Raw genomic sequence first — 23,102 nt, 5'->3', positions numbered from 1 at the left:
GACTACGGTCCTTCGTGCAAAAAGATGCGAGACGTCGGCGCCGGCACCGCCGCCGCGTCGGCCTCGGCCTGGATCGCCTCGAGCTCGGCGACCGTCTTGGCCGCGCGCGTCCGAACGACCATCGATCGCCGCTTGTTTTCCTTGATCATCAGATCGTCCGGCTTTGCCAGGATCGTCTGCGCCAGCGCTTGTGGCGTGACGCCCTCGACGGTTGCCGCCTCGGCGAATTCGGCGGACGGTTCGGCGCCGGCGGCGACGGCCGCTGCCAGCGCTCGCTTGCGATCGTGCGCGATGTCATGACCGTCGACCATGTAACGCTCGTTGACGAGCGCCTCGACGCGCTTCCGCTTGACCTCGATTACACTCACCCTCATGGCGCGGCCGCCTCGACGTCCAGCCTCTTGAGCCGATACGGATGCGCCGGCACGACGAAAATCGCGTAGCTGCCAGGATGATCGACCGCGAACTCGAGCTTTCCATCGGTCACATGCTCGGAATGCACCATCGCGCCGTCGAGCGCGACGGTCGCATCGAACTCCGCCGGCGAAACCGTCAGCTCCAGCAGATCCTCGCCGTCCGCCCTGACCGAGCGGACCTCGCCGGAGATCTCGACGTCGAGTTTCGGCACAACCTCGCCGTCCTTTACCCAGGCGTCGGCGATATCGACCTCGCCGTCATAGAGAATGTGCGGGATACCCATCTCCGCATATTTCTCGGACAGCCTTTCCATCCCCATCTCGACCTGCAGCGTGACGGCCGTAATCACGCCGTTGCCGTCGTGCCGCACGATCACCTTGGGCCGGCTGGCAGCCGCCGGCTCCTCGAGCGCGGTCGGCTCCGCGCCTCCTGCAGCAGCCTGCCCGCCGCCACCAGGCGGCATGTAGCCCGCAACAGCCCATGCCCCATCGAGGGTTACCCCCGTCATCCTGCGATCCTCCTGAAAAGTGCGTAGTAAAGCCGCCCTACCGCATTGCCGAAATTGAACCGGAACTGCAGGGACGAGGTCGTGACCTGCGCGTAAACCCAATAATCGGAGCTGTTGCCCCGAAAGTTGGTGAAGCCCAGATACTGGCTGCCTGGCGCGAGCGTGATGTTTGTGTCCGTGTAGGCCGCCAGGAACGGGACGGCATCGAGCGTCGACGGAAAGACAAACGTCGCGACCGAGTCCTTTGTGCTGTCGAGCGTGCCCGATGCGTAGAACTGATGCCCCGACCAGCGCGAATCGAAAACCATCTGGTCGATGTTCGCCGTTGTCACGTCGACGCCAGGCAGGCTCACGCTCATTGCGGCGCCGGCGCCAGACTGGATCAAAACCCGCTTGACCATCAGAGACCAAGGCTCCGATGAAAGATCATGTAATCCACGTAAAAGGCATAATCGGAACTGGCGTTGCTCAGCGTGATCTTGTTGTTCCAGAACGTCAGGCCCATGCCGACCTCATAGGTCAGGATGCCGCCGATCGTGATGTCGCGCGCGGCCATGCCTTGATTGTAGGGATAGGCGACCACTCCGCTGTCGATGTACGCCTCAAACCAAACGTAGGGCGTTCTGGTGAACGTCGCCGGATAGGGGATGTTCTGGTCGCCGCTGCCGATCGGCAGATAGATCGAGCCCGACATGACGATCTGGTCATTCTTGGTTTCCGACCGCAGCAGAAAATCGGAATTGCTCGAGGTCGCCAGCACGTCGACGCCTGGTCGCGACAGCCAGACGCCATAGGCCCCAAGGAACGAGTTGTAACCCGCGTGAAAACGCCGAGGCATCTCACCAGACCTGCCAGGCGATGTAATAGAGGTTGACGCCTGTTCCCATGATGCGCGAGCGCCTGTAATGCCAATCGTCCGAGATCAGAAACCCGTCCGTGTAGAGGATCGGCACCCAGCTCGAGCGCTGGTAAGCAATGCTCGTATTGGCATCCCGGCAAACCATCGCCTTCGAGTACAGCGCAACACCAGCTGACGGGATGCTATAGGCGACGATGTCGACGGCCGGCGGATGCGGATAGGTCGTCGAGTAAAACACCTTGCCAATGCCAAACACGGTACTCGGAAACAGGCCGACCTCGAGCGGGCGCCCCTGGTTCAAGCGCGAATCCAGCGACAAATATCTGTAGTCGACGGCCGGCGGATTCTCGGCGTCATAGCCCGGCTTGGAAACCGTGATGCGGTCCGCAGCGATATAGATGCGCTTGGTCACGAGTCTGAGATCGTGATGGTGCCGCCCGTCAGGTTTATGACCATCAGGCCCGACGTGCTTAGGAGGAGGCCCGCCGTCAGCGTGCCGACGTTCGCCGTGATAGCGCTCAAAACGCCGATGTTCATCATCCGCGCGGTCAGGACACCGTCGAGATACATATTCGCCGTGATGCCGATCGAGGCGACGCCGCCGATCGTGCCGGCCGTAAAGACCGCCTTCGGCGCATTGCCGTTGTAGCCCGGCAGCTGGATCTGGAATTTGTCGGCGAGAACCGTGAAGGCCGAGACGCCAGATCCGCCATTGACCAGCTGAATTCCGCTCACATAGCCGTTGACGTTGAGCGTCAGCGACCAGGCCGCGGCGGCGTATCCGTTGAGCTGCGCGATCGCCGTCGACTGCTCAGTAATCGACGCATTGACGTCGCCGAACTCAGCTGTAACCGATGTGCTGAGATCCGCGACGGCCTGCTGCGCATCGACCGCGACCGTCTGGACCGTGGCGATCTGCGCGAATGCCGCGCCGACGCGGGCTGACATTTCCGACTTGATCGACTTTTTGTCGAGCCAGTTGCGCGCGTCCTGGTTGGCCGCGCCCGCAGCGATCGCTGCCAGCGCGGCATTGATCTCGTCGTTGTTCTGGTCCTCGACTTCCGTGACCTGCTTTTTCAGCGCCGCGTTGAATGACTCGAGCGTGACCATCCCCGGCGATAGCTTGACCGTCGGCGCCTCGAGGTCGACGGTCGAATAAGCGCCGCGCATGGTCGCGTTGACGGCCTGGACGCGCAGCCGCACCGCAGCCAGGCTGACGACCGTATCGAACTGGTTTTCGGCCGCCTCATAGACCTGCGTCCAATTCTTGCCCTCGTCATAGGAGACGCCGGCGACGTAGTAGACCGCGCCGGCGGTCGGGAACCAGCTGGCGAAAAGGCGCGGCTCGGCCGTGCCCTGGCTGATGTAGGCATTGAGGCCGAACACCAGCGGGACCTTGTCGTTTGACGGATACTGCGCGCTCGGCAGCACAGGCGGATTGCCGAGATCCGTCGCATGAACCCGCTGGTCATCAACCACCATGTTGAGCGTGAACTGGTCGCCGTTCGGCGAGCCGTCCAGGACCACGCAAAGGCGCGATTGGCTAACGCCCGTGCCGAGGTCAAATGACGGGTACTCCGCGCCGTCCTCGCGGGCCATGACGGCCGCCAGCGTCGTCGCCTGCGCCGTCTCGGCCGCAGCCAGGCCAGCGGCATCCAGCACGGCATGCCGATCGTCGACGCCGCGGCTGCAAAGCACCGGGCCAAAGAATTTCCCGTTCGGTTTCCGCAGGCGCATATAGAACGGCCCGCTATCCCAGACCGGCGCCGGGTTGAGCGTCAGCGTCGCGCCGGCGACGCCGACGACGGCCCCGCCATAGCCATAGGTCTCCGGCAGGTCGGATTGAACCCTGACGACAGATCCGCGCGTGATCGCCCTGCCCTCGTATTCCGAACCGAGCGCGACGTTTTCCCGCCGATAGATCGACTGCAGGTAATAGAACGCGCATTCCCGAAACGCCTGGTCACGGTTGACGATGCCGTCGACGCGCTTGATCTCGGCATTTACCGACGTGAACGTGTCGCTGTCGGGCGGATATTGCACCTGTGCCGGCCGCCATGTGCTCTCGTCGACATACTCGACCGCGACGGCGTCGGGATCTTCCTCGCCGAGCATGGTGAAACTGACCTGCATCGAATCCCGCACGATCTCGCGATCGGTCATCAGCATGGTCGGAACATCGCGCCACTCGTCACGCACGATCGAGACGGTATCGCCAAGCCAGAAGTGCTGCGCTCGAGACGGCGCCAGGATCTTGTTGAGCGCGTCCGGCACGGCGACAGCCGTCGTAAACCGATAATCGAACGTGTCGCCGCGCGCAGCGCAGCCAGCAGCGTGATTCACGACAGCGTTAAAGTCGACCTTGGCGATCGACAGCCCAGATCCGTATTGCCCGCTCGTCACCGCGTCGAGGAATGCCCATGCCGGGTTACGCGTCGCCTGCGTGACGAAGGCCGCACCATTCCAAACCGGCAGCTTGCGGGTACCCAGCACGCCGAACTTATAGGCGCCCTGTGTCGACTGCGACGCCTTCAACCGGATCGCGATCGTCGAGACGTCGGCAAACGAATTGTTGCCTTTCAGGAACGAGCGCAGGCCTGCCCAGAGCACGGAGTTACTGCCGGCGGTCCCGGAGAGCTCGGCGTCCTCGCGGCGAAAGCGGACCAGGTACCGGCCAGGCGCAACGTCGACCTTGACGCTGTCACGGACCGGCGCCTGCGAACCATACTGCCGCACGATGGAAAACAGCGGGTTGAAAGGTCCGGTCTGCGCGCCGGCGTTGTCGCAGGTCGCATATTCAGCGGTCAGGCCGACGTTTGAATAACCAATAGAGCCATTCTTGCCGTTGACCGTGTAGCAGCCGGCCGCAAAGACGAAATCGACGGCCAGCGATTGCGCCAGCGTGCCGGCTGGATTTGCCGCGAAAGGTCCGATCCAGGCACCAGGAGACCGCGCAGAGGCGCCGAACGGCAAGCCATTCGCGTCATACTGTCCGCCTGACGTCCCGGTCCCCGATGGCAGCTGCTGGCCGCTGACCTCGGCGGACTGGTCGACGTTGGTCGGGAACAGCGTGACCGGGCTGCCCGGCTCATAAAATGCGATCTGTGCATCAGTGAACGCCGCCGCGATCCCATTGGTCGCGTCCCAGAACACGGTATCGTCAACATAGACCGCCTCGTATTGCATGCTGCCCATGGTCGGCGACAGCAGGACGTTGAGGTACTGATCGTTGGCAACGAACTCGCCCCAGGGCGTCGCGGCGAAATCCGGATAGTCCTTTACGCGGCCGTACCAGACCGGCATGGGCTGGCCGAGCTTGGCGACGTTGCCCTGCGCTGCGACCGAATAGATCTGATCCTGCGTTGCGCTCGGCGTATTGGTCGCGCCGGCCTTGGGCGCCACCAGGGCGTTAACCAGGAGCGAGCCGCCGATGCCGATCGCAGCGGTCGTCGCGAGCGCGCCAAAGGTGCCGGCGCCGAACAACGCCGGGCCTGCCCAGATCGCGAAGGCCGAGACCGCAACCAGCGCGACCAGGCCGATCACCTGCTTGACCGCGTTGCCCCCTCCGTGGCCGCCGCCGAGCGGATACGACATGAAGCGAACCGCGTCGGCCGGACCGATGCGGCGCGACCGCCAATCCCTGCGCAGCACGGCCTCGCCGTTGATCTCGAGGACGGTCGGCAGGCCTTTCTTGAACTGCCAGCCGAATTCCCGATCGCGCACGGCCCAGCCTGTGCGCCGCAGGAAAGCCGTGACAGTTTCCCTCGGCCGCGGTTCGGCGCGACCGACCTCGAGGCCAGGCATCACCAGATGCAGCACCGGCTGACGCGCGGCGTCGCTGCGACGCTCGCGACGAGCTCGCGGACGCTCCGGCGAGCTCGCCGGCGGCTTGGGCAATTGCTTCACAGATCCGTGCATGTCACCGGCTCAAAGAACATGAGTTTCTTCCAACCCACCTGGCGCAGCGCCAGGACGGTTTCGCAGGCAACGCCCGCCTTTCCGTCGCAATGGATCACCCGGCCCTCCTGGCGCAGCCAGACGCCGATATGGGCGGGAAAGCGCGCATGGGCCATCAGCACCAGCGCGCCGTCAGCGGCCGTCACCAGGCCGCCAGGGCCGTCCTGCACCTGACGCCAGCGCGCGCGCTCCGGATGGCCGGCGAATTCGTCGAGCACCCAGCGCCTGCTGAAATCGGCCGGTACCGCGATTTGTGGCAGCTCGCGGCCGAACAGCTCGCGCTGCACATGGCAGGCGAAATCCCAACAGTTGCGGGATTGCCAGGCCCATGCCTCGCCGATCAGGGGCGACAGGAATGACGAACGATCAATGGACAAGAAGCGCGTTGCCTTAAATGGCGCGGCGGATAACGCGATGGCATTCATTGCTTATCCGGAACCCCCGTAGTTCTACGGACTTAACTGGCACAAACTGCACTGGAATTGCAGAGTTTGGCCGCCGTAGCCTGTTCGTCTACGTGGGGTTGTGTGATGACAGATGATGTATTGTTTAAAATCTGGGCCGTGACACTCGGCTTGAGCCCCGTTGCCATCGTAGCGCTGGCTCTGTTTGTGCAGTGACAATACCGGCCCAACCGCTAAGCTCGCGTGAAAAGAAGCTCCTGAGGCGCATGGCTCTTGGGCGGCGTGATAGGGAGATTGCCGCGCAGATCGGCGGGACCGAAGCACAGGTGTCTGTCCAGCGTCTTCGCTTACTCAGGAAGTTGAAAATCCATTCTCAGACTCAGATCGCGGATGCCGCGGAAAGATTGGCTAGATGGCCTTCGCCACGGCGGCGACCCACTTCTAGTTCGAACCTGGCTCAACGCATCGAGCCGGTAGATGGCCCCAGCAACTAGCCTTCCGTCACACAGGCCCCCAATGGTTGCTGGGGCCGCTCAATCAGAGAGGAAGAGCGACCTTCCTGTTACGTCCGCTACTAAGGCAATAGAGACGGAAACTGGATATAGTCGTAATTGCGGGTCAGGCGCGGAAAGCGTTTGTTCTGCAGGTTTTTGACCATGACCGTTCCGGTCAGCGATGCGCCGACCATCTGGACGCTACGCAGCTCGAATTCGATCGGCCCATAAGCCGGCTCGGTCAGGTCGCTGCCGAGGTACTCCCGATAAAGCACCTGGATATATTCCCGCGTCCCCTGCGCCGCGCGGATCTTCGGCACCAGCTCGCGGTTGACGTTGTCGATCTTGATCGTGGTCGACGGCGGCTGGCCTTCCTTTTGCTCCGGATAGCCGGCCTGGAACGGACAGGCGATGAATGTCACGGTCTCGCCGGCGTCGCGCGGTGCGCCGACCTCGAGCCCAAAGGCCATATCATCGCCGACATTGGCGACAACCCGCGCCGGCTGATCGAACGACGACTGCCAGAGCTCGAGCGTGTAATAGATCCGCGCGCTAGGCGGACAGGAGGCATAGGCCTCGAGCAGCGCTTCATTGTGCGTCGGCATGGCTAGACGTCGTAAACCCGCAGCGTCATGCGGACGTCGACCGTCCCCGGATTCGGCCAGCTGGCGATCAGCGACGAGCCGGGCTTGATAAACTGACAGACCTTGTTCGCCAGCGACGTTCCGAGCCAGACGTCGATAGTAAAGCGCGCCGTTCCGAGGTTGAGCGTCGTCTTAACCCACTCGACGAACGTGTCATAGTCGGCCGCATAGAAGCGAACTGTCTGCGTCACCGTGCCGACGTTGTCGCCAGGCCGCGGACGCTGGCGCGTGTTGCCCTGCTCCATATCGGTCGCGATCGGATCGCGCATGCGCTGCAGACCGAAACCCTCTTTAAGGATGACGGCGTTTGCGATCGGGAATGCCGGCAATGCCATTTGATTATTGCCCCGTGAACGGTTTGACGCCGTACTGGTCGCCGAGCACGCGCCGGCCAGTGCCGGTCGACAGCGAGTCCCCGACCGCGCCGTCGACCATCTTGCGCAGCGTCACCGTGATGTCGCCGTTCGGCGCCTGCTCGACCGCCGGCGTCGCATCCGTGTAATTGTTGATGGTGACCTGCGGCGATCGGCCTCCGCCAGCGCCGGCGCCGAGGGCAGCCATCTGGCCCGGCGTAAAGACGCCCTCGCCGCGCTGCGCGATGATCGGGATCTCGTTTCCGGCAATGCCGCCCGTGTGGAAACGCGGCGCGTCATCGAAATAGGCGCGATGGATGTAGCGCATCGACGTCGGCTCGGAGCCGATGATGCCGCCCGTGTGGTAGAGGCCGCCAAGGCCGCCGCTAAAGCCCGTCGACGACGTTGCCCCGCCGGAGGAGCCACCAAGCGAGAGGCCGCCAGCTGCCGACTGCAGCGACCGCATCAACGGCTCGACGATCGTAATCTTGATAATCATCTGCTCGATCGCCTTGACGATCGCATTCGACATGTTGGTGAAGCCCTGGCCGGCCGACTTGGCGCCCGTCGTGATGTCGGTCAGGCCGTTGACCAGGCTGCCCTCGATCGAGGACGAGATCCCCTTAAACGCACTGTTGGTGCGGATCGCAGCCGCATACGTGCTGTCCAGGGCCGCCGGCACGTCGTTTCCATAGATCCCCTTGAGCTGCGAGGCGATCGCGACGTCGTCGGATGACAGGAACGCCGTCTTGCCGCTGAAATCGATCTGCGAGCTCACCTTGGCGCGCGCCAGGGCGTCGGCAGCAGCAGCCGCGCGATCGCGCAGCTCGGCGAACTTGGCGGCCTGCGCCGCCGTTTCCTTGCCGTTATTGGCCTGCACTGCGGACGTCTCGGCGGCCGTTGCGCGGAACGACGCGAGCGCGGCATCGCCGAGCCCGACCGCCTTGGTATCGGCCTCCTGCGTCTCCGTATGCTTTCGCAGCGAGTTGATCGCGCGGTCGACCGGATCTAGGGCCGCATCGCCCCGCGCCGCCACATTGGACGGCCGGCCGAACTGCAGACCGGTCATGCCCGCTTGCATCGACTTGAGCGACGCTGCCTGGTTCTGCCAGGCCCAATCGTTTTGGGCGTTGCTCGTGTCGGAGATCGAGGAGCCGGTCCCGGCGTACCACTTGATTTCGTCCTGCGAGAGCGCCCTGATGTTAGCCAGAGGCTGGTTTGCGGACACGATGCCGAGCAGCTTGACCCAACCATCCCAGAGCGAGCCGGCGTTAGAGAGCTCCTCAACCGCTCGCTTTGCCTCTGGCGTGATATCAATCCTCAGACCGACCGTCCCGTCAGCCTTCGGCCCTCCGACAGCGTCGGACAGAGCGCTGACCTGGTCGTTCGCGGCCTTCTCGATCGAGTCCCGGTCGAGCGACTTTAGGAACTTCGCCGCGCGCTCGATCAGGTCATCCAAGACCGGCAGCAGGCCGGCGGCTGCCTCTTTCATGTAGAGCGACCATTGGACCGAGCTCTTGCGCCATTCCGCGTCGAAATCGGCCGCGCGCTTCACTGTCTCGTCGTCGATGACCGCGCCGGCGGCCTGCGCCTGGTTGCCGAGATCCGCCATCGCGCCGGCGCCCTGCTGCAGCAGCGGCACCCAATCCTTGGTAAAGCCGAGCATCTGCGCGATCGCGGTCGCATCCTGCGGACTGCGCGCGCGGCTGACCAGGTCGGCCGCGATCTGCAGCAGCTGGTTCTGGCTAATCAGCTGCCCGTTCGCGTTGCGGAGGCTGATGCCGTTGGCATCGAACTCTTTCGACAGCGAGTTAGCATTGCGCTGCGCGTCATTGAGCAGCTGCGACGATTTTTCCAGCCCCGCATTGATCTGGCTTTCGGTCAGCCCGGCGATCTGGCCGCCGAACTGGATACCCTGCAGATCCTTGAGCGGAAGTCCGACGCGATCGGCAAGAGTCCCCATGTCGGCCAGCGATTTGTTGAAGCTGACGATATAGTCCAGCGCCTTGTTGACGGTAGCCGCCGCCGCGATGGCGCCGGCGCCGAGCGCGATCAGGCCGACGTTAAAATCGGTCGCCGCGTCTGTACCGCGCTGCGCGGCGCCGGCGGCGCTATCCATCGCCCGCTCGTAATCGACCGCGCCTTGCGTGTTCGCGTCGATGACGAGCTCGGTCACGACCTGGTCGGCCATCACTCCTCCTCCGTCTGCAGTTTCGAGTAATCGACCAGATAGAGATCATCGAGCATTTCGAGGATCTCGAGCTCCCAGGGAGCCAGGTCGGTTTGTGTCCGACGCAGGAAAGCGTCGATGTCCTGCCATTCGATCGGCGACAACGCGAAGCCGTTGCCGCCCTTGCGCCGGCGCAGCCGGTCATAGATGCGCCAGAGGTAGGTCAGCGCCAGCGGGATAGGCGGGACCGTTAGGATCGTTTCCCGTCTGGCCTTGCGCTGCGGATCTCGCGTGCGGAGGACGAGGCCCTCGAGGACCTGGCGATAGGTCTCGCCGGCGTCGCCGGCCCTCGAGGACAGCAGAAAGCTGCGCTCGGCGAATGCCCTCAAGTCTGACTTGAGGGCCTCGTAAAAGCCCGTTCGCTCGTCAGGTAGTCTGTCACCTGGACGAAGAAGCTGCCGAGCTCCGGCCGCAGGAACAGGTCGACCGCGCTCTCGAGCGTGAACGCGATAGGATCTGGCGAAACGATCGCGAACGTCGGATTTGGCGACCAGCCGACGATACGGCGGCAAACCTTGGTCACGTTCTGCCGCCGCCGATCGGCGACGGTCTCATCCTCGGTTTTCCACTTGCGGCCGTTGACCTGCGCGAATTCGATCGCTTTCTCCTTTTCGATCGCGTCGCGGGTCGATTCATTGTTGAGCGCGATCGTCTGCGGATGCGCCGGACCGGCGAGCTCGATCACCCAGCCGATCGGCGTATCCGTGCCGGGCTTGCGGATCTGCAGCTTGAACGCATCGACGGGCAAATGGGCGGAGAGATCGAGGATTGCAGTTGCAACAGTCATTTCGGTTTCCCTTTTGTCGGAAAGGTTGGCCGCAGGGTCCGACAACCCTGCGGCCGGTCTCGCGAGACATTCCATCGGCCTGGTCGGCGCCGATCACTCAAACGCTACGCAGCAGTAGTCTGGAACGAGATCATGCTGTTATTGCCGGTCACCGAGGTATCGATACCGACCAGCGCCGGCGGGACCGTGATCGTCTGCGTGCGACCGCCGCCCTGCTTGGAGAACGCCGAGGGATCGACGCCGCCGATCGTGAAATTCGGCACCGTGATCGACATGAAGTCTTTCGGCTCGGCCGTATTGTCGACCGCCAGGATGTTGAGCGAATACTGCGTCTCGGCGACGAAGTCGGCGAGCAGCTGCAGATCCTTGCGCAGCATGGTCAGATTGATCGAAACCTTGAGCGGGCCTGTGAACACATCAGGCGCATACTTGATGTTGCCCGAGCCGAATGCGTCCGGCGCGGCCGGCTGGATATCGAGCGACAGATCGAACGAGGTCAACTCGACCAGGTCGACGCCGTTGAGGCGGATGGTTGCGTCGACGACGGCGAACGGCGTCCCGGTCGTCGCGGCCGGGTTGGTGAAGTATGGAACGCCCGCATCCAATGGCCGGATCTTGCCGGTCCCGATGCCGCCCGGATCGAACGTGATGATCCCGTTCGGCGTCATGGAGATCTTGCCCGTGCCCCAGACGAAATCGTCGAGCACGGTCGACTTGCCGATATCGCTCTCGAATTCCTCGATCCCGAAATAGCGCCGGATCAGCGTCGCCGGATTGGTCAGCCGCTTGCCAGGCCGTGCGATCGTGCAATTCGTATCCGGCGCAGCGTTGACGATCAGCGTCTCCGGCACTGTGATCTTGTTCGCCGAGAGCGCCGAGATCCGCAGATTGCGGTCATTGTTGCCGGCGTCCGGCAAATTCGATGCGCGGATGATATCGCCGACCTTGAAGCCCATGGCGATCGGCGAGCCGGAGCCGAGCACGATGCCGTCCGCGACCGTGGTCAATGACGTGAAATCGGCCTGCGTTTTGCTGAGAGCCGTCGCGTCCCAGGTGCCGCGCATGATCGCCTCGAGGATCGGATCATGTGAACCGAGCGACATTTCCGCATTGAAGTTTGATGACGTTTTCTGCGTGCCATGCCGGCCGCGCGTCGACATGCCGTCGTTGCGGACCTCCTGCGACTCGGTCGACGCCTTGGACAGTTTCGCGCCAGGACCGCCGGAGATCCGTAGCTGCGAGGCTCCAGCGCCGCCTGCGGCCACCTGGCCGAGGCCGGCCTGCGCCTTGTAGGCGACGCGGCCGGCGGAATTGCTTTGATAGACCATGCGATCAGTCTCCTGTTTGGATCAGCCGATGAAAAAGAACTGGAAAGGAATCACGACGACCAGGCCGAACCAGTTGCCGTCGTCGGAGGCGCTGTCGCCGCCCTGGACGGTCGGCCCTTCGCCGTTCTCGCCCCAGCAGCGCACGCAGGCGCCAGGCTCGGCGTCGTAGAACGTCGCATCCTTGAACAGGTCCCCGGCCTGGCCGGCGAGCGCAAGATGCGCGGCGAAGCCGTAACCCTTCGGCACGAATACGTGCACGAAGATGTTGCCGGTAATCAGCCAGGTCTGGTCGCCAGGCGTGCCAACGCCGCGCTTGCGCCGCAACGTCTCGACGACCTCGAAATAGCACCAGGGCTGCCCCTGCGGCGGCCAGGGCGTCTGCGGCGGATCTTCATTCTGGAACGAGCTCGGCGCTGCGTTGAAACCAGCTTCGTAGCGCGCGCGCATCGCTGCGACGGCGCCGGCGTAATCAGCCATGGGAATTGACCTCTAGCGTGCGCGGATATCGAGGGCCGGCTGACGAACCAGCCAGGCCTGCCGGGCCTTGTCGGACATGCGGCGCCGGCCGGCCTTGATCTGCCTGGAAAATGCGGCATAGGCCGCGATGTCGCCGAACCGGACCGGCATGAACGTGAATTTCACCGCGGCGCGATTGCCGAACCGCGCCGCCACGATCAGCGCGGTCTCTTGGTAGATCTTCGGCGCGACCTTCATTTTCATCCGGCCGATCTCGATCTTGCGCGCGTAAGGGACCGGGTTGGAAATGTTGATCTGGTCACCGCGCCGGAAATCGGAAACGTCGCTGACGACTTGACCATTCAAAAAGACTGTATGACTGTCCCGGTAGAGACCGGGATGCGAATCTCCGACCGAGCCGACAGGCGACCGCTGCCGCAGCGTCTCGAGCGCGAATTCGACGACGTCCTGCATCGCCTGATAGCGAAAGATGATCCGCATCAGCCCTCGACCGAGACGATCTCATCATGCGGACCGTTGAGGACCTCCTCGACCTCGGTCGGAATGAGATCGTTCAAGGAATGGTCCGCCTCTTCCTGGCGGATACGGTCGAGCATCTTTTTGCGCGCCTTGCGCAAGGCGAGCTCTTTCGCATCCTGGAACGCTTTTCGCGCGTTCAAGCCGGCCAGGTCACCCGTGATGATGAATTTGGCCTCCTCGGCGGTCGAGATGCCATTGCGGGCTGCATCGATCCGGCGTTCATAGTCGTCGCCGTCAAATACCTTTCCCATCAGCCGCGGACCTGCAGCTCGAAGGCGATGACCTGCCCCTGAATCCGCCTGGTCGCGTCGTCGACGCCCTTGATGCTGACCTCGGCGCCGGCGATCACCAGAAAATCGCGATCGGTCAGCGGCAGCATGGCCGACAAGGCTACCTTGCCAGCCGGCACGGCCGCCGCGGGATCATTCAACAGGATGACGTGACGATCGCCCTGGCGGATCTCGCCGACGAGCTCGGCCGGCTGATAACCTTTGACTTTCGCCAGGACTGCCGCCTCTTTCGCGACCGCGCGCGCCGGCCCGACGCCGACGTAACGCCGGACCAGGACGGTCTCGCCGCTCTCCTCGAGCGCGCGGATATGCTGGTCGAGGGACTCGTCCGGCGTCACTAACCGTCAACCTTGCTGGTAATGACCTGGCCGACCTCGGAGCCGCTCGAGCCGGCGTCGCCATCGTTTGGGCCGCCATTGTCCCCCGCGACCATCCTGCCGAGGATCTGGTCGAGCTGCGCTCTATTGTCCTCGAGCGAACCGACATGACTTTTCAGCGCCGCATGCTGCTCGTCGATCGCGTCCTGCACCGCGTCGTAGCGCTGGCCTGTGACAGCGAGATCAGCCTCCTGCCGTTGCGCCCGCGCCAGGCGCGCCCGCATGCCGGCGAGCTCGATCGGCCGTTTGATAGCGATCATGTCGATTTCCTCCAGGATCTCCGGGTGCCGCTCGAGGAGCTCGAGCCGCAATTTCAGATGCGCGATCGCGACCAGCGCCGTGACGCGGTCCATCGCGCGCTCATTTCGCGCGAATGCGCAGCTTGACGACGCGCTCGAGCTGCTGACCTTTCGCAGTCTCGATCCGATTTGCGATGCTGTAGACGCGGCCGAGCTCGCCGCCGGTCAGCGTCACCAGGGCGACGGTCGCCGAGCTGCTCGAGGCGCTGGCGACGATGCCCTGCGGCAGCACGTAGCTCGAGGCCTTGATGCCGTCCGCCGGCGTGACGGTCTCGCCGGCAGCCAGGCGCGCGCGCTCGGCCTCCGAGAGCAGGACGTCGGACCAGTCGAAGCCGCGCTCGACGACCTCCTCCGGCGCCTTGGCCGGCCAGAACTGCAGTGTCCGCGCGTTACGCGGCGCCTTGAGGACGCGATCGGCCATCACCAGACCTCCGACAGCATAAGCAGCGTGACCGCATCAGGGATCAGGGTTTTGACGTCAGGCGACAATTGCCAGGCCTTGTCGCTGACGCCGATGACGAGATCGCGGACCAGCGCGGGATTTGTCTCGCCGATGCTGTAGAGATGCCGGATCTGCAACATGATGCAGGTTTTGACGACCGCCGGCAGATCCTCGAGATCCTCGTAACCGGCGTCGAATTCGATGACGATCGGCTCCGGCGCATACGCAAACGCGAGCGGCCAGGGAGTGCCGAATTTCGGAAAGATGCGGACGCTATCGCCCGCGGTTTGCACGACGTAGCTCGCGGGATCGAGCGTCTGCAGCGTCTCCGTTGCCCAATCGACATACTTGATCGAATGGATCGCATCATGGGCGACCGGCGCGATCGGGATCTCGATCACAGGCCGCCAGCACGGCAGCACCCATTGGAACGTCCGCGGCACAAATGCACGCTGGACCAGCGCCTCGCAATGCCCCGTTGCCGCGCCGATCAGGCCGGAGATCAAAGCGTCGTTTTTCGTGCTCGAGACGCGCAGCTGCGCCTTGGCCTCGTCGAGTGTGACGGGATAACCCGCCGGACGCTGAGAGATGCGGAGCATGTCGGGAGCCCTGCCGGAAAGGGAAAGGGCGCCTCGGCCAGGGCGGCCGAGGCGCGAGGCTGGATCAGCCGATGAACTCAGCGACGGACGCCGCATCATTGTCGGTTGCGAACCCGTACCGGGCATCGAAACCGAGCACGGAACAGCCGATCAGGCAGGCGGCGACCGCCGGCGTCACCGACACCTGGAAAAAGCCAAAGCCGCTGTTGATGTCGAGATCTTCCTGCTTGAGGTTAATCAGGACCTGCTTGTTATCGTCCGCGCCGACCTTGGTGCGCTGAGTGATCGCCTTCCCGGCGATGTCCTTTGCGCCGGTGCCGGCAGCCGAGGTCGCCTGCTGGATCTTGGCGTCGACGGTCGCCGCGGCGCCGAGAACGCCGAGCGAGATGACGGCCATATAGTTGTGGAACTTGCCGGCATCGATCCAGCCCGTGGTAAGCGCGGCATTGGCCGATTGCGGGTTGATCGAGTCGACAACGCTGACGCGCTGCGACGGTTTAAGGTTGGTGTGCATCTGCACTCCTCATGGTTTCGGGAAACAGGAACGCGGGCGTTACTCGCGCCGGCCCGGTTAGGCCAGCGCGCCGTCTTTGTCCGACGAACTCGCAGAGCTCGATCAGCGCGCCTCGAGCGCGACGAAATGCGACTTGGAGTTATTGCCCTTGGCCGGCGCGACCGGCGCCGACAGGTAAGGCTGACCGCCCATCCGGAAGATCCAGCGGAAGGCCGCCAGGTTGTAGTCAAAGAACAGATGGATCGAGGCTGCGAAATCGATGCCGCCTCCGGCCTTGGTCGCGAGCGCATAGCCCGAGAGGTCGACGCAGGTCAGGTCGCCGAGATCGCCGAGCGTCGCACTGTGCTCGTTGAAGATCAGCGGGCGGCCGAGGAAAACGCCGCCATCCGGCGCGCCGGCGAGCGGCTGATTCAGCGGCAGCCAGGCCGGCACGTTGCCGATCGTCAGCTGACCGATCTGCGGCAGAATGTCGGAATTGCCAAGCCACATCGGCCGGCCGCCCATCCGCAGCAGCCGCGAATACATCTTGAGGACGTTCGCGACGTTGATCGTGTCGGCCGCCTGGCCCGCTTCCTTCGAGACAGTCACCAGAGACGGCGCATTCATGAAGCCGAGCGGCTTGCCCTTGCCGTCGCCGGTCATGACCGCTTCAAACGCTTTCCAGCGGATTGCGTTTGCGGCCTGGTTGAAGATGCGGTTCTGCAGCCGCGGCGCATCGTCGAGGACTTCCTGCGAGGCCAGCACGAAGGCGTAGAGCTCATGCAGCTGGATGATCTCGCCGGTCATCGCCGCCTTTGTCGCGATCAGCTGCGTGCCCTCCGAGCGCCAGGCCGCCTGGACGCCGGACGCGCCCCAGGGCGTGGTTTCGTCCTTCGCGATCGCGATCGAATTGCCCTGCGTCGGCTCCGGATTACAGAAGCCGAGCAGGTTTTGGTCGTCGAAAACGAGCGCCCAGATCTGTTCGCGATACTCGGTCGGCACCAGGAAGCCCTCGCCGCCGCCGCCCTGGTTCTGCTGGAAATTGGTCGGCGCGGCGCCGAGACGCGGATCGAGGCCGCCGCCGGTCATGGCGTTGCGGACCGAGACCGCGAATTCCGCGACGCTGCGGAAGCCGCCGGTCCGCTCCGGATTGATATCGTTGACGACGGTCGCCAGCGCCGGACCGCCGAGCGCGGTCGAGGAGCCGAACAGCGCCGTCCGGCGCAGCTTCTTTTCCTCGGCGGCGATCTGCTTGTCGAGCTCGGCGACTTCGGCCTCGAGCGCGTCGACTTTGGACTCGAGTTCGCCAACCTGCGCGGTCTCGGCCTCGGTCAGAGTAGGCTTGCCCTGCAGCGCGTTGAGCTGCTCGAGCACGGTTTTGCCATCTTTCGCTTTATTGGCGCGGGCCTGGCGCAGCTGCTTGATGTCCACTCGCATGGATCTGTGACTCCTTGTTGGTTGTGTGGTTTGCCTGGACGGAGAAAGAGCCCGCGTTCCCGCTGTCCAGGCGACGGCGCGGGTCGAGCAACTCAGGAACTGAAGCGGGAAAGCGGCGCGCGATCGATGCCACCATGGAACAGCATTACGTCTGAGAAATCTCGGAACGAAACGGCTCTGCCAGTCCTTCTTTCCAAGGAGGACGCCTATGACTGCTCAAACAAGAAAAGCCGCGTGTGCGTTTGCTTGGCGGAACTACTTGCTGGTTAACAACGGCATCAACGAGAACGACAAGAGGCGTTCCGCCCTCGATCGCTATGTCACTGACCTCTGCGATTCAGGCGGCTATGATTTCGATCTCTTACAAATTGCGGCAGTAACCTACTTGAAAACTCTAGACGAACTGCACGACGACCGAAGTGCGAGACTCGTCGCAGATCGCGCCTTGGCCAAATGTTTGGAATCACGCAGTGCGTGACCGATCTTCGTCTTTTTCCCGACAACCAATCGAAGGAGCAAACCGCATGACAGACGAGATGAACAACGCAACCCGCCTTCTCCAGGAACCGCAAAAGCGTATGGCGGCAGCGACAACGATCGGCATGAGTGCCTTGAAGCCCATGCTGCATTTTCAGGTCTCAATGCTGAGGATGTGGGCTGATACCCTTGAGAGGTTCGCTGGCAATTACGAGAATGGGCTGGACGAAACCGCGACCGCCATCAAGGAACAGGCAGACAAGCAACGCGCCGCGTAAATCAGCGCGAACGCACCAGTCGAATGCTCGCGCAGATCACCGGCGCGAGCTCGGCCGCGGCCGATCTGAGTGCTCTCGGCCTGCGGTGCTGACCCGGCCGGGAAAACGTGGCAATAAATTTAGACTTGATTCACATATATCAGTTGACGACGCGCACGCCTGATTCGATGATCCGGCTACCGGGCAAGCTGATGTTTCATCAAGAATAGCTTTTAGACCCGGTAAGGCCGTTATTTTGAGGCAAGCGCGGTCCGAGACAGCATAGGAAAAGGAACGGCCTCAGCGTGGCGATACGCTGGGGCCGTTCTTTTTTCGGGAACAAGTGGCAAGTTTCGTTGTTAAAGAGACGGTCGTGTTGAGGAGCGGGACGACAAGCGGCCTCAGTGCTCTCCCCGGGGCACTGGGGCCGTTCATTTTGAGCTGGCACTTTCTGCATATACGGGACGTTTGTGGGGCGATCAAATTCTTGCAGGAACGAAGCGCGTTCGCTGGCACTTAATGCATATCCGGTGCCGTCCTAGGCGGCGCAGGATGACGACCAAAGTGGGAAAAACTCGGCCCCAGCTTGCCCCCCTCGCTGGGGCCGTTTCTTCGCTGGTTTCGCCAACTGCAACGACGTTTACTGCCTCCCAGCGAACTTGCGTAGCAGCTGTGCGCCCTTCCACAGCTCCATGGAATGTCTGTCCACTAAATCCTGGACCCGCTGGATAGCGTCTGCGTCGCTCACGCAGTGCAGGTCGACCCGGCTCAAAATGCGATCGTCACGGCCTATCGCATAGGCGCGGTAGAGTGTCGGTTCCATCGGTCCCCCACCGCCGAGGCCATATGCCAACGGCTAGAACCGTTTTTAAAGCAGTATCGAGCACGCAAGCCAACGGGAAAATTGCCACTCTTTCCCGACCCCGGAACCCTACGGATTGGCCGCGATGGAACGTTGAAGGCGACTTAAAGACCCCTAATCAAACATCAGCGCCGATCGCCGGCGGGAGTGCGGACGTGGCGAGCGCTGCTGCAGCATTCCGCTCATGACCTGGTCGAGCGTCGCGATCCTGTCAGCCATTCCGCGCGCAACCGCCTCGCGCGCGCCGACCATTCGGCCCTGACCGAATTCCTCGCGAACCTTGGTCTGCGACACGCGCCGGCCGTTCGCGACCGCCTTAACGAAATCCGCGCCAGCCTCGTTTGCCCGGCCCTGCAGATAGGCCCTCGCCTCGTCCGACAGCGGCGCAAACGGATGCGCCTCGTTCTTATTCGGCGACTGCTCCGAGCGGACGATCGTCATCTTGATCCCAACCTGATCGAGCCAGCCGGAAATATCCTGATGCATAATCATCGCGCCGATCGAGCCGACGTCGGCGGACGGCGTCATCACCAGCTCGCCGGCCTGCGAGGCAATCCAATAGGCCGCCGAGGCCGCAAGCGTGTTTGCGATCGCGATGACTGGCTTTTTCGCTGCGGCAGCAGCAACCGCGCTGGCGGCTTCAACCGTACCGGAGACCGTTCCGCCAGGACTGTCGACATTGACGACGATTCCGGCGACGTCCTGGTCATCAGCAGCCCGCATGACCTGCGCGGCGATATCGGACAAGCTAGAGCCGTACCAGCTGCCGCGCGGCGTCAGAGCGCCCATGACCGAAACAAGCGCAATCTTGCTTGCCGAGCTCGAGGCCTGCGCAGCAACAGCCGCAGCGAGCGCCTGACGTTGCTCGGCGCGCGCCAGGCAATCGGCGAGCGCTCCAACCTCGAGCGCGACAAGCGCATCGATCGACGTAACCTTCGATAGCACCTGGCGCAGATCCGGCGCCCCGGTTTCGATCTTAATCATTGTTGCCGTCCTCGTTTGGAGAGCTCGAGCCGCCGCCGGCGCCGGCCTTTTCGTCGGTGCCCTGCGCGTCGCCGGCAGAGTCCTTTGTCAGCGGGTTTCTGTACTCATTGCCGCCGGGATCAGTCCGCGGCGACATGTTCTCAAACCGCAGGATGTCGTTTGCCGACAGCCATTCGCCCTGGCGGCCGATCAGATAGGCGCGATAGCGGTTGAGCAGGTCGCCGCGCAACAGGCCGAAAAAGTTGAACTCGAAAAACAGATCGCCGCTTTCATTGTCAAGCAGCAGATCCCGCTCGACGCCCTGCTCGATCTCGATCGCGAGCGGCGCCACGCAACCGACGACAAAATCGAGCGACTGCTGCTCGACGTTGTTATTTGTCGCACGCTTGAGGCGCGACGCGCGATGCAGCGGATAGCTCCAAAGGCCGAAAACCGCAGTGTCGGCCGCATCCTCGGTCTCGAGCAGCTGCGCCTCGGAATTCGTCACCTTGATCGGGTTATATTTGACGCCATGCGTCAAAAGCCGGTCCTTGTGCCGGTTCATCCCGGTCCCGGCGGCGCGCCAATTCTCGAGAAACTCGTTTCGGTCAGCCTTGTCCTTAAACACGCCGGGATGCTCGAGCGTGCCGCCGGACTGGCCGTTGTTCTTAAACCAGATGTCGCCGTAGTCGTGCACGGCGATCGCGCGCGCAAAGACGTGCCTCGCGCTTTGGAAAATCGGCTCGCCGAGCAGGCCATCCTCGCGCAGCGGGTTTGACCGGATATGCCAGAGCTCGTCGTCCCGATAGGTTGTCTGTTTCAGCTGCGCGCCTTGGACGATCGTCGCCGCCGGATTGAAAGTGTAGTACAAGCGCCCGTCGATGCAGCGCTCGACCATTGCCAACCGCCGCGGATGCAGCCATTCGAGGCCGCCGACAGCGTAATATTCTGAGGCGCGCGGATCTCCCGGCGGCAAGATCGCGCAATAGGAATTCCGATAGTACGACACGTTCCAGGCGAGCTCGCCGACGAGCTCGGCCGGCGTCTGGCGAGCGTTCGGGTTGGCCGCAAACAATCTGGTGACAGGATGATTCGGCAATGCCTCGCGCGCGCCGTTTGCGCCGCGCCGATAGACCGACGCCGGCAGTGATTTCATGGCCGAGCTAAGGCCGTGACGTACCGCCTGGACGGCGCCGAGCTGGCTGACATTGCCGTCCGTGACGTCGACGCCGGCGAGCGACATGCGACCGCCAAAATCCGCCCAATATTGCGGCTCGCTCATGTCCCGCGGCGCGCCAGGATCAAACGCGTTTGCGACCGCGCGCAACGCCGAGCCCAGCCCGCTCCTCAAAATTCCCATCAGACCACCGTCAGGATATCAGCGCCGGTCACGAGCCTGCCGGCCGAGGGATTCCAGCTCATGAGGATCGCGGCCTGAAACAGCGCGATCAGCGGATCGATTTTTGCGCGGCCGGAGACGGCTTTCGTCACCATCACGGAATTGCCGCGCTGCTCGACCTTGGCGTTTCCGAGGACGAAGGCCATCAGCAGCATGCCGCCGTGCCAGAACGTGCCGTCGGACAGTTTGCGCTCGAGGCCGTACATTGCCGGCGCAAGCGCTGGCCCCTGCAGCAGCCGCCGGATCATTTCGTCGGTCACCCCGACGCCGACCAGCGCCTCGATAATCGCAGCGGCGTTATTCGGATCGATGCCGATCGCGTTTTTCTCCGGCAGCAGGCCCGATGCGATGATCTGCGCGATGATCATCGCGAGCTCGAGGACGTCCAGCGGCACCGGGCAGATAGAGATCTCGCCGGCGTCGGAAAAATCCTGCAGCTGCGTCGCGATGTCTTTGCGGATCTCGAGCACCTTCGGGTTGGCCCATGCCCGATACCAAGACAGCCATTCACGCGTTTTGCGGTCGCGGCCGATGACCGCCAGGCCGAGCAGGTCGTCGAGGCCGCCGCCGTCGATCCCGATCGTCACGACCTCGGAGCGTTCGAGCAGCGTCTCGAGCGTCAGCGCCTCGTCGACCGCGCCCTCCCAATAGTCGGCGCCGCGCCATCCCTCGTTATTAATGCCGACGCCGATCTCGATATTGAGATGCTGCGAGGCCCAGACCTTGATAGCGTCCTCGCCCTTCTCGCGCTCGCTTTCCCAATCGGCGCGCAGCGACGGCAGATGGATCGAGCGGCCGAGGTTCGGCATCACCATCGGCCAGTTTGCCGGGTCCTTCCATCGCTCCTCGACGCCGGCAGAGCGCTCTTCGCGCGTCAGAGACGCAATATCCGGCGGGAATTCGTACAGGATTGGCAACATCGGCCGGATGATCCGGCCGCGATACTTACCGTCCCGCACGTTGCGCGCGAATTTCAGCTCGGACTTGAACACGCCGGCCGGGATGTCGTCGCTTTGCGTCGTCGTCATCACCAAAACGCCTTCGGGCGTCTTGTCGAGGCCGCCGCGGATCTGGCGCAGCACTTTTGCGGCCGAGGCGCTCCGGCCGAGGACATGCAGCTCGTCGAGCAGCACGAAGAACAGGCCCATCGCGCCAGTCAGGATCTTGAGATCGAAGGTTTTGACCTGCGCCTCGGACTTGGTGACCAGGTCCTCGATCGTCTTGATATGGTCGCGCGGCCGAAACCGGCGGCGCAGATCTGGCGACTCCTCGATCATGCCGACCGCCTGCTCATAGGCGCGATCCGAGATCGCCTGCGTCGGCCCGACAAACAGCGCCGTCCCGCGCGGCCGGAAGTTCATCAGCATCGCCACGATCAGCAACGCCGCGGCGTTGGTCGTTTTTGAAGAGCCTTTCGGGACCAGCGCCAGGATATCGCGGATGTAGCGGACCTGATTTTGCGGGTCCCAGCTGCCGAACGTCGCGCGGACGATATCGCGGAACCACTGGCCCGACGCGGTCCGCATTTTCGGCGCGCCAGGAACGTCCGGAAGCTGCAGCTCGTCATAGAACGCCTGAGCTATGTCGGCCTCGGCGGCGAACAGCGGCAGATCCGGCACAAGCGACCGGCCCTCGCGCATGCGATCGGCCCAATCGACGCAGGACAGGTCCCACATCTCCGGCGCGATCGGCGGCGCAGCGTTTCCGCTCGAGAGGATCATCAGTGCGAGGTGACCGTCTGTTGACGCCGCGCCATGAGCTCGCCGAGCGGCGTCCCGGCGTCAGGCTGCTGCGCGGCGGCGATCGCCGCGGCTTTCTTGCCGACCTTCTCTTCCGGCGCCGGCTTCTCGGCCGCGGCGGCCCTCGCCGGCTGCTGCGTTTGGCCGTACAGCATCAGGTCATTGCGCTCGAGATACTTCTGGAATTCCCGGATCGCCGAGACGTTTCCGGCGTTGACGCCGTCCATCAGTTTGACGCCGACCTGCGCGACCAGCCGATCGCGCGCGACGTCCTTAAACTTGAGCTCTGAAAAATAATGCTTCCGCAGCGTCGGCTGCGTGATGAAAAGCGCCGACGCAATCCGCGCGTTGCTCCAACCGAGCGCGACTAACAGGCTGACGCGATTCCGGTTTTGCTGGTTCGCGACGTGCTCCGGCCGACCACGCCCGCCCCAGTTGGCCGGCACAGGATCGCCGAACAGGTCGAAAATTTCGGCCATGATGAAAAAAAA

At 63.4% G+C, this 23,102-nt stretch carries 29 protein-coding genes; 3 read left to right on the top strand and 26 right to left on the bottom strand.

What is annotated here, in order from left to right; all coding sequences use genetic code 11:
* Positions 1-2: 2 nt before the first annotated feature.
* From ACE103_RS20295 to ACE103_RS20265, 7 genes are read right to left on the bottom strand one after another with little or no spacing between them, the layout of a single operon-like run.
* The gene (locus tag ACE103_RS20295) at positions 3-374 is read right to left on the bottom strand and encodes a hypothetical protein (protein WP_375780883.1); all 372 of its coding nucleotides are present in this window, start codon (positions 372-374) and stop codon (positions 3-5) included.
* Positions 371-925 carry a hypothetical protein gene (locus tag ACE103_RS20290; protein ID WP_375780882.1) on the bottom strand — a complete coding sequence of 185 codons (555 nt, stop codon included), beginning with the start codon at positions 923-925 and terminating at the stop codon, positions 371-373. Before ACE103_RS20290 ends, ACE103_RS20295 begins: the two co-directional genes overlap by 4 nt.
* Positions 922-1,326, bottom strand: coding sequence for a hypothetical protein (locus tag ACE103_RS20285; protein ID WP_375780881.1), 405 nt, complete (start codon positions 1,324-1,326; stop codon positions 922-924). The genes ACE103_RS20290 and ACE103_RS20285 overlap by 4 nt, the downstream gene beginning before the upstream one ends.
* Positions 1,326-1,763 carry a hypothetical protein gene (locus ACE103_RS20280; RefSeq protein ID WP_375780880.1) on the bottom strand — a complete coding sequence of 146 codons (438 nt, stop codon included), beginning with the start codon at positions 1,761-1,763 and terminating at the stop codon, positions 1,326-1,328. The genes ACE103_RS20285 and ACE103_RS20280 overlap by 1 nt, the downstream gene beginning before the upstream one ends.
* A gap of 1 nt (position 1,764) precedes the next feature.
* Complete coding sequence (locus ACE103_RS20275) at positions 1,765-2,196, bottom strand: hypothetical protein (RefSeq protein ID WP_375780879.1); 432 nt, start codon at positions 2,194-2,196, stop codon at positions 1,765-1,767.
* Positions 2,193-5,702 carry a host specificity factor TipJ family phage tail protein gene (locus ACE103_RS20270; protein WP_375780878.1) on the bottom strand — a complete coding sequence of 1,170 codons (3,510 nt, stop codon included), beginning with the start codon at positions 5,700-5,702 and terminating at the stop codon, positions 2,193-2,195. The genes ACE103_RS20275 and ACE103_RS20270 overlap by 4 nt, the downstream gene beginning before the upstream one ends.
* A complete protein-coding gene (locus ACE103_RS20265; RefSeq protein WP_375780877.1) occupies positions 5,687-6,166 on the bottom strand; it encodes a hypothetical protein in 480 nt (159 codons plus the stop codon). The genes ACE103_RS20270 and ACE103_RS20265 overlap by 16 nt, the downstream gene beginning before the upstream one ends.
* A gap of 245 nt (positions 6,167-6,411) precedes the next feature.
* Between ACE103_RS20265 and ACE103_RS20260 the strand changes: the two genes are divergently transcribed.
* Positions 6,412-6,639, top strand: a complete 228-nt coding sequence (locus ACE103_RS20260; RefSeq protein ID WP_375780876.1) for a hypothetical protein — start codon at positions 6,412-6,414, stop codon at positions 6,637-6,639.
* Positions 6,640-6,719: 80 nt separating this feature from the next.
* On the opposite strand, the gene ACE103_RS20255 is transcribed toward ACE103_RS20260, so the two are convergent.
* The 15 genes from ACE103_RS20255 to ACE103_RS20185 form a co-directional block, all read right to left on the bottom strand.
* Positions 6,720-7,244: a DUF1833 family protein gene (locus tag ACE103_RS20255; RefSeq protein WP_375780875.1), complete on the bottom strand. Its 525-nt coding sequence runs from the start codon at positions 7,242-7,244 to the stop codon at positions 6,720-6,722.
* Between the two features lie 2 nt (positions 7,245-7,246).
* Positions 7,247-7,612 carry a hypothetical protein gene (locus tag ACE103_RS20250; protein WP_375780874.1) on the bottom strand — a complete coding sequence of 122 codons (366 nt, stop codon included), beginning with the start codon at positions 7,610-7,612 and terminating at the stop codon, positions 7,247-7,249.
* A gap of 10 nt (positions 7,613-7,622) precedes the next feature.
* On the bottom strand, positions 7,623-9,827 hold the full coding sequence (locus tag ACE103_RS20245; protein WP_375780873.1) for a hypothetical protein: 2,205 nt from the start codon (positions 9,825-9,827) through the stop codon (positions 7,623-7,625).
* Positions 9,827-10,195 carry a hypothetical protein gene (locus ACE103_RS20240; protein WP_375780872.1) on the bottom strand — a complete coding sequence of 123 codons (369 nt, stop codon included), beginning with the start codon at positions 10,193-10,195 and terminating at the stop codon, positions 9,827-9,829. The genes ACE103_RS20245 and ACE103_RS20240 overlap by 1 nt, the downstream gene beginning before the upstream one ends.
* On the bottom strand, positions 10,192-10,653 hold the full coding sequence (locus tag ACE103_RS20235; RefSeq protein ID WP_375780871.1) for a hypothetical protein: 462 nt from the start codon (positions 10,651-10,653) through the stop codon (positions 10,192-10,194). The genes ACE103_RS20240 and ACE103_RS20235 overlap by 4 nt, the downstream gene beginning before the upstream one ends.
* A 104-nt stretch (positions 10,654-10,757) precedes the next feature.
* On the bottom strand, positions 10,758-11,981 hold the full coding sequence (locus ACE103_RS20230; protein ID WP_375780870.1) for a phage tail tube protein: 1,224 nt from the start codon (positions 11,979-11,981) through the stop codon (positions 10,758-10,760).
* A 21-nt stretch (positions 11,982-12,002) separates the two neighbouring features.
* Positions 12,003-12,458: a hypothetical protein gene (locus ACE103_RS20225; RefSeq protein WP_375780869.1), complete on the bottom strand. Its 456-nt coding sequence runs from the start codon at positions 12,456-12,458 to the stop codon at positions 12,003-12,005.
* Between the two features lie 12 nt (positions 12,459-12,470).
* Entirely contained in the window at positions 12,471-12,938 is a 468-nt protein-coding gene (locus tag ACE103_RS20220; protein WP_375780868.1) for a hypothetical protein, read from the bottom strand.
* On the bottom strand, positions 12,938-13,228 hold the full coding sequence (locus ACE103_RS20215) for a hypothetical protein (RefSeq protein ID WP_375780867.1): 291 nt from the start codon (positions 13,226-13,228) through the stop codon (positions 12,938-12,940). Before ACE103_RS20215 ends, ACE103_RS20220 begins: the two co-directional genes overlap by 1 nt.
* On the bottom strand, positions 13,228-13,605 hold the full coding sequence (locus ACE103_RS20210; protein ID WP_375780866.1) for a hypothetical protein: 378 nt from the start codon (positions 13,603-13,605) through the stop codon (positions 13,228-13,230). Before ACE103_RS20210 ends, ACE103_RS20215 begins: the two co-directional genes overlap by 1 nt.
* Positions 13,605-13,997, bottom strand: coding sequence for a hypothetical protein (locus ACE103_RS20205; protein WP_375780865.1), 393 nt, complete (start codon positions 13,995-13,997; stop codon positions 13,605-13,607). Before ACE103_RS20205 ends, ACE103_RS20210 begins: the two co-directional genes overlap by 1 nt.
* Positions 13,998-14,004: 7 nt before the next feature.
* A complete protein-coding gene (locus ACE103_RS20200) occupies positions 14,005-14,364 on the bottom strand; it encodes a hypothetical protein (RefSeq protein ID WP_375780864.1) in 360 nt (119 codons plus the stop codon).
* Positions 14,364-14,984: a head-tail connector protein gene (locus tag ACE103_RS20195; protein WP_375780863.1), complete on the bottom strand. Its 621-nt coding sequence runs from the start codon at positions 14,982-14,984 to the stop codon at positions 14,364-14,366. The genes ACE103_RS20200 and ACE103_RS20195 overlap by 1 nt, the downstream gene beginning before the upstream one ends.
* Before the next feature lie 64 nt (positions 14,985-15,048).
* Complete coding sequence (locus ACE103_RS20190; protein ID WP_375780862.1) at positions 15,049-15,498, bottom strand: hypothetical protein; 450 nt, start codon at positions 15,496-15,498, stop codon at positions 15,049-15,051.
* 102 nt (positions 15,499-15,600) lie between these two features.
* Complete coding sequence (locus ACE103_RS20185; protein ID WP_375780861.1) at positions 15,601-16,914, bottom strand: phage major capsid protein; 1,314 nt, start codon at positions 16,912-16,914, stop codon at positions 15,601-15,603.
* Between the two features lie 208 nt (positions 16,915-17,122).
* On the opposite strand from ACE103_RS20185, the gene ACE103_RS20180 reads away from it, so the two are divergent.
* Positions 17,123-17,392: a hypothetical protein gene (locus ACE103_RS20180; protein ID WP_375780860.1), complete on the top strand. Its 270-nt coding sequence runs from the start codon at positions 17,123-17,125 to the stop codon at positions 17,390-17,392.
* 46 nt (positions 17,393-17,438) lie between these two features.
* Positions 17,439-17,669, top strand: a complete 231-nt coding sequence (locus ACE103_RS20175; protein ID WP_375780859.1) for a hypothetical protein — start codon at positions 17,439-17,441, stop codon at positions 17,667-17,669.
* Positions 17,670-18,624: 955 nt separating this feature from the next.
* Here the strand turns inward: ACE103_RS20175 and ACE103_RS20170 are convergent.
* The 4 genes from ACE103_RS20170 to ACE103_RS20155 all read right to left on the bottom strand — a co-directional run bounded on the left by ACE103_RS20170 (position 18,625) and on the right by ACE103_RS20155 (position 23,090).
* Positions 18,625-19,494 (bottom strand): S49 family peptidase, encoded by an 870-nt coding sequence (locus tag ACE103_RS20170; protein ID WP_375780858.1) that lies wholly within the window; start codon positions 19,492-19,494, stop codon positions 18,625-18,627.
* Positions 19,487-20,755, bottom strand: a complete 1,269-nt coding sequence (locus ACE103_RS20165; protein WP_375780857.1) for a phage portal protein — start codon at positions 20,753-20,755, stop codon at positions 19,487-19,489. The genes ACE103_RS20170 and ACE103_RS20165 overlap by 8 nt, the downstream gene beginning before the upstream one ends.
* 77 nt (positions 20,756-20,832) lie before the next feature.
* Positions 20,833-22,593: a terminase TerL endonuclease subunit gene (locus ACE103_RS20160; RefSeq protein ID WP_375780856.1), complete on the bottom strand. Its 1,761-nt coding sequence runs from the start codon at positions 22,591-22,593 to the stop codon at positions 20,833-20,835.
* Complete coding sequence (locus ACE103_RS20155) at positions 22,593-23,090, bottom strand: hypothetical protein (protein WP_375780855.1); 498 nt, start codon at positions 23,088-23,090, stop codon at positions 22,593-22,595. Before ACE103_RS20155 ends, ACE103_RS20160 begins: the two co-directional genes overlap by 1 nt.
* Between the last annotated feature and the right edge of the window lie 12 nt (positions 23,091-23,102).

This window comes from Bradyrhizobium sp. ma5 (genome assembly GCF_042258955.1).
GTDB lineage: Bacteria > Pseudomonadota > Alphaproteobacteria > Rhizobiales > Xanthobacteraceae > Bradyrhizobium.
This window is presented reverse-complemented; position numbering and strand designations above follow the sequence as displayed.

What these genes read in the sequence shown, in the direction of transcription:
- ACE103_RS20295 (WP_375780883.1), bottom strand. Translation starts at nt 374, where the DNA reads ATGAGGGTGAGTGTAATCGAGGTCAAGCGGAAGCGCGTCGAGGCGCTC.
- ACE103_RS20290 (WP_375780882.1), bottom strand. Translation starts at nt 925, where the DNA reads ATGACGGGGGTAACCCTCGATGGGGCATGGGCTGTTGCGGGCTACATG.
- ACE103_RS20285 (WP_375780881.1), bottom strand. Translation starts at nt 1,326, where the DNA reads ATGGTCAAGCGGGTTTTGATCCAGTCTGGCGCCGGCGCCGCAATGAGC.
- ACE103_RS20280 (WP_375780880.1), bottom strand. Translation starts at nt 1,763, where the DNA reads ATGCCTCGGCGTTTTCACGCGGGTTACAACTCGTTCCTTGGGGCCTAT.
- ACE103_RS20270 (WP_375780878.1), bottom strand. Translation starts at nt 5,702, where the DNA reads ATGCACGGATCTGTGAAGCAATTGCCCAAGCCGCCGGCGAGCTCGCCG.
- ACE103_RS20265 (WP_375780877.1), bottom strand. Translation starts at nt 6,166, where the DNA reads ATGAATGCCATCGCGTTATCCGCCGCGCCATTTAAGGCAACGCGCTTC.
- ACE103_RS20260 (WP_375780876.1), top strand. Translation starts at nt 6,412, where the DNA reads ATGGCTCTTGGGCGGCGTGATAGGGAGATTGCCGCGCAGATCGGCGGG.
- ACE103_RS20255 (WP_375780875.1), bottom strand. Translation starts at nt 7,244, where the DNA reads ATGCCGACGCACAATGAAGCGCTGCTCGAGGCCTATGCCTCCTGTCCG.
- ACE103_RS20245 (WP_375780873.1), bottom strand. Translation starts at nt 9,827, where the DNA reads ATGGCCGACCAGGTCGTGACCGAGCTCGTCATCGACGCGAACACGCAA.
- ACE103_RS20235 (WP_375780871.1), bottom strand. Translation starts at nt 10,653, where the DNA reads ATGACTGTTGCAACTGCAATCCTCGATCTCTCCGCCCATTTGCCCGTC.
- ACE103_RS20230 (WP_375780870.1), bottom strand. Translation starts at nt 11,981, where the DNA reads ATGGTCTATCAAAGCAATTCCGCCGGCCGCGTCGCCTACAAGGCGCAG.
- ACE103_RS20225 (WP_375780869.1), bottom strand. Translation starts at nt 12,458, where the DNA reads ATGGCTGATTACGCCGGCGCCGTCGCAGCGATGCGCGCGCGCTACGAA.
- ACE103_RS20220 (WP_375780868.1), bottom strand. Translation starts at nt 12,938, where the DNA reads ATGCGGATCATCTTTCGCTATCAGGCGATGCAGGACGTCGTCGAATTC.
- ACE103_RS20215 (WP_375780867.1), bottom strand. Translation starts at nt 13,228, where the DNA reads ATGGGAAAGGTATTTGACGGCGACGACTATGAACGCCGGATCGATGCA.
- ACE103_RS20205 (WP_375780865.1), bottom strand. Translation starts at nt 13,997, where the DNA reads ATGGACCGCGTCACGGCGCTGGTCGCGATCGCGCATCTGAAATTGCGG.
- ACE103_RS20200 (WP_375780864.1), bottom strand. Translation starts at nt 14,364, where the DNA reads ATGGCCGATCGCGTCCTCAAGGCGCCGCGTAACGCGCGGACACTGCAG.
- ACE103_RS20195 (WP_375780863.1), bottom strand. Translation starts at nt 14,984, where the DNA reads ATGCTCCGCATCTCTCAGCGTCCGGCGGGTTATCCCGTCACACTCGAC.
- ACE103_RS20190 (WP_375780862.1), bottom strand. Translation starts at nt 15,498, where the DNA reads ATGCACACCAACCTTAAACCGTCGCAGCGCGTCAGCGTTGTCGACTCG.
- ACE103_RS20185 (WP_375780861.1), bottom strand. Translation starts at nt 16,914, where the DNA reads ATGCGAGTGGACATCAAGCAGCTGCGCCAGGCCCGCGCCAATAAAGCG.
- ACE103_RS20180 (WP_375780860.1), top strand. Translation starts at nt 17,123, where the DNA reads ATGACTGCTCAAACAAGAAAAGCCGCGTGTGCGTTTGCTTGGCGGAAC.
- ACE103_RS20175 (WP_375780859.1), top strand. Translation starts at nt 17,439, where the DNA reads ATGACAGACGAGATGAACAACGCAACCCGCCTTCTCCAGGAACCGCAA.
- ACE103_RS20170 (WP_375780858.1), bottom strand. Translation starts at nt 19,494, where the DNA reads ATGATTAAGATCGAAACCGGGGCGCCGGATCTGCGCCAGGTGCTATCG.
- ACE103_RS20165 (WP_375780857.1), bottom strand. Translation starts at nt 20,755, where the DNA reads ATGAGCGAGCCGCAATATTGGGCGGATTTTGGCGGTCGCATGTCGCTC.
- ACE103_RS20160 (WP_375780856.1), bottom strand. Translation starts at nt 22,593, where the DNA reads ATGATCCTCTCGAGCGGAAACGCTGCGCCGCCGATCGCGCCGGAGATG.
- ACE103_RS20155 (WP_375780855.1), bottom strand. Translation starts at nt 23,090, where the DNA reads ATGGCCGAAATTTTCGACCTGTTCGGCGATCCTGTGCCGGCCAACTGG.